This window comes from Neisseria sp. P0009.S007, from assembly GCF_051962515.1.
Window position 1 is genome coordinate 1 of record NZ_JBQCVF010000187.1, and the last position, 2,809, is coordinate 2,809.

Sequence of the window (2,809 nt, forward strand, 5' to 3'; positions counted from 1 at the left end):
ATTATTGTCGCGGATGACGGCTCAAGGCAGGAAACCGCCGAAGTGGTTGATTTTATCCGCCGCAGAACAAGCATTCCGGTCAAGCATTCATGGCAGCCGGATAGAGGTTTTCGTGCCGCCGAATCGCGCAACCGTGCGCTGGCGCAGGCGAAAAGCGATTATATTGTGTTGATTGACGGCGATATGGTCTTGAATCCGTCTTTTATCGCCGATCATTTGAAGATTGCCCGAAAGGGCCGTCTGATACAGGGTTCCCGCGTGATTTTGACTGCGGATAAAACGCAGGATATTTTGAACGAAGGCGATTTGCCTGCCTTGTCCATGTTCAGCTCGGGAATAGAAAAACGGCTTTCCGCCCTGCGCTGCCGTTGTTTGGCCAAATTGGCAGGCCGAAAAGGCAACCGCAAACACAAAGGCATCAAAACTTGCAATATGGGCTTTTTCCGCAGCGATGCGCTTGCCGTCAACGGGTTTGACAATAGCTTTGTCGGCTGGGGCAGGGAGGACAGCGAATTTGTCGCCCGTTGCTATCATAACGGGATGAAGCGCCATAATCTGAAATTTGCCGGCATTGCGTACCACCTCTGGCACAATGAGGCAGAACGCGATTCATTGCCGCAAAACGATGCCTTGTTGGAGGCAACTTTGTCGGAACGCAAAATCCGCTGTGTTCATGGCGTATCGGATTTTATAAAAGATGAAGAAGTAGCCGGAAAATAGCCTTATCATCTTTTTAAATCATAGAGGCCGTCTGAAAATTTTCAGACGGCCTCTTTTGTATTTTTAAAACCTAGTGTTTAAATGAGAATATTATTTATTTGATATAGACCAGTATGTATAATTAGGTAAAGTATGGTTAGGAAAGAGGGTTTACTCTATAATCCAACCGTTTGTAATTTTATTTCGGCTAAGGCCGGATTTTGGGAGTTGTTATGTCAACTATGTTTTTTATCCAGTTTGCCGTTGTGCTGCTGTGTATCCTGATTGGTGCGCAGGTTGGCGGTATTGGTTTGGGCGTGCTCGGCGGTATCGGCTTGGCCGTATTGTCTTTTGGTTTCCATCTTCAGCCGACCAGCCCGCCGATTGATGTGATGCTGATGATTATGGCGGTAGTGTCTGCCGCGGCGGCCATGCAGGCCAGCGGCGGTTTGGACTATATGATTAAGATTGCCACGCGCGTGTTGCACCGCAATCCGAAATACATCACCTTTATCGCGCCGGCGGTGACTTATACCTTTACCGTGTTGGCAGGTACGGGCCATGTGGCTTACTCGGTCTTGCCCGTGATTGCCGAAGTCAGCCGTCGCAATGGCATCCGTCCTTCCCGTCCGTTGACGATGGCGGTTATTGCTTCCCAATTTGCGATCGTTGCCAGCCCGATTGCCGCCGCGGTTGTTGCCTGTGTTACCATGCTTGAGCCGCAACACATCACGATGGCGGATGTGTTGAAAGTTACTGTTCCGTCCACGATTTTGGGTATCGGTTTGGCTTGCGTGTTCGTAAACAAACTGGGCAAAGAATTGAAAGACGATCCGCATTATCAGGCTTTGCTGAAAGACCCGAACTATGTGAAAGAATACATCGATGTGGAGGAACAACAAACCGATGTCGCCATTTCGCCGAAAGCCAAATTGTCAGTCGGTATTTTCTTGACTGCGGCATTGCTGGTAGTTGTGATGGGTGCGCTGCCTGAGCTGCGTCCGGCTTTTGAACACGATGGCGCGATCAAGCCTATGGGCATGGCGCATACGATTGAAATCGTGATGTTGTCTGCTTCTGCATTGATTATCTTGGCGTGTAAACCCAATGGCGATGCGATTACCCGAGGTTCGGTATTCCATGCCGGTATGCGTGCCGTGATTGCGGTGTTTGGCGTGGCTTGGTTGGGCGATACCTTGATGAACGGCCACTTAACAGAAGTGGAATCGACAGTCAGCCATTTGGTTGAATCTGCACCATGGACCTTTGCCTTTGCCCTGTTTGTCTTGTCGGTATTGGTCAATAGCCAAGGCGCGACAGTGGCAACGCTGTTTCCGATCGCCATCAAACTGGGTATTCCTGCGCCCATCATTATCGGCACATTTGTTGCGGTAAACGGTTATTTCTTCATTCCGAACTACGGTCCGATTATTGCCGCTATCGACTTCGATACAACCGGCTCGACCAAAATCGGCAAATTCATCTTCAACCACAGCTTCATGATTCCGGGCCTGTTGAGCATGGCATTTAGTCTGGCTTTCGGTTTGTTGTTGGTTCAACTGTATTATTGATGGACTGAAAAATAAAGGCCGTCTGAAATTAAATTTCAGACGGCCTTTTTGATATTGTTATCCGAGAGCTTAATTGCAGTATTTATTGACGTCGTTTTGGTATTGCTTAATCAGGCTGTCGCGATTGGCCAAGCGTGCGCTTTCGGCGACTTGACGGTTGATTTTGGCGATTTTGCAGTTTTCCAGCTTGTTTTGGCGGTTTTGCTCTTCGATTTTTTTATTGCGCTCTTCGATTTGTTTGTTTTGTTCCGCAACCTGTTCGTTGGGCTGCTCGGCAACCGGCTCAGATGCCGCAACAGCAGGCGCAACGGCAGGTTTGACGTTGTGCGTGCGGATGTTGACCACGCCGGAACGCTTCGGTTGCAGACGGTTTGGCGTATCGGAATAGCTGTTGCCCGATGTGCCTTTCCAAGTGTAAACCTCGGCCGCGCCGGTCAGGGCGGCGGAAGAGAGAAGGGCTGCTATCAGACAGGTTTTGAGTACGGAAGATTTCATGGGTTTCCCTTATGTAAATGATGTTCTCATGCGGCTTATTTTAC

At 49.3% G+C, this 2,809-nt stretch carries 3 protein-coding genes; 2 read left to right on the forward strand and 1 reads right to left on the reverse strand.

The features are described from left to right. Together ACTHS3_RS11325 and ACTHS3_RS11330 are read left to right on the forward strand one after the other, a co-directional pair. On the forward strand, positions 1–720 hold a 720-nt coding region (locus ACTHS3_RS11325), incomplete at its 5' end, for a glycosyltransferase family 2 protein (protein WP_440367983.1). Between the two features lie 221 nt (positions 721–941). Then, complete coding sequence (locus tag ACTHS3_RS11330) at positions 942–2,270, forward strand: anaerobic C4-dicarboxylate transporter family protein (protein ID WP_049333380.1); 1,329 nt, start codon at positions 942–944, stop codon at positions 2,268–2,270. A gap of 69 nt (positions 2,271–2,339) precedes the next feature. Here ACTHS3_RS11330 and ACTHS3_RS11335 read toward each other — a convergent pair whose 3' ends face one another. Continuing rightward, entirely contained in the window at positions 2,340–2,765 is a 426-nt protein-coding gene (locus ACTHS3_RS11335; protein ID WP_070625407.1) for a DUF4124 domain-containing protein, read from the reverse strand. Positions 2,766–2,809: the final 44 nt, after the last annotated feature.

Bases quoted from the DNA above. Each gene is read 5' to 3' on its own strand.
- ACTHS3_RS11335 (WP_070625407.1), bottom strand. From the start codon at position 2,765: ATGAAATCTTCCGTACTCAAAACCTGTCTGATAGCAGCCCTTCTCTCT.
- ACTHS3_RS11330 (WP_049333380.1), top strand. From the start codon at position 942: ATGTTTTTTATCCAGTTTGCCGTTGTGCTGCTGTGTATCCTGATTGGT.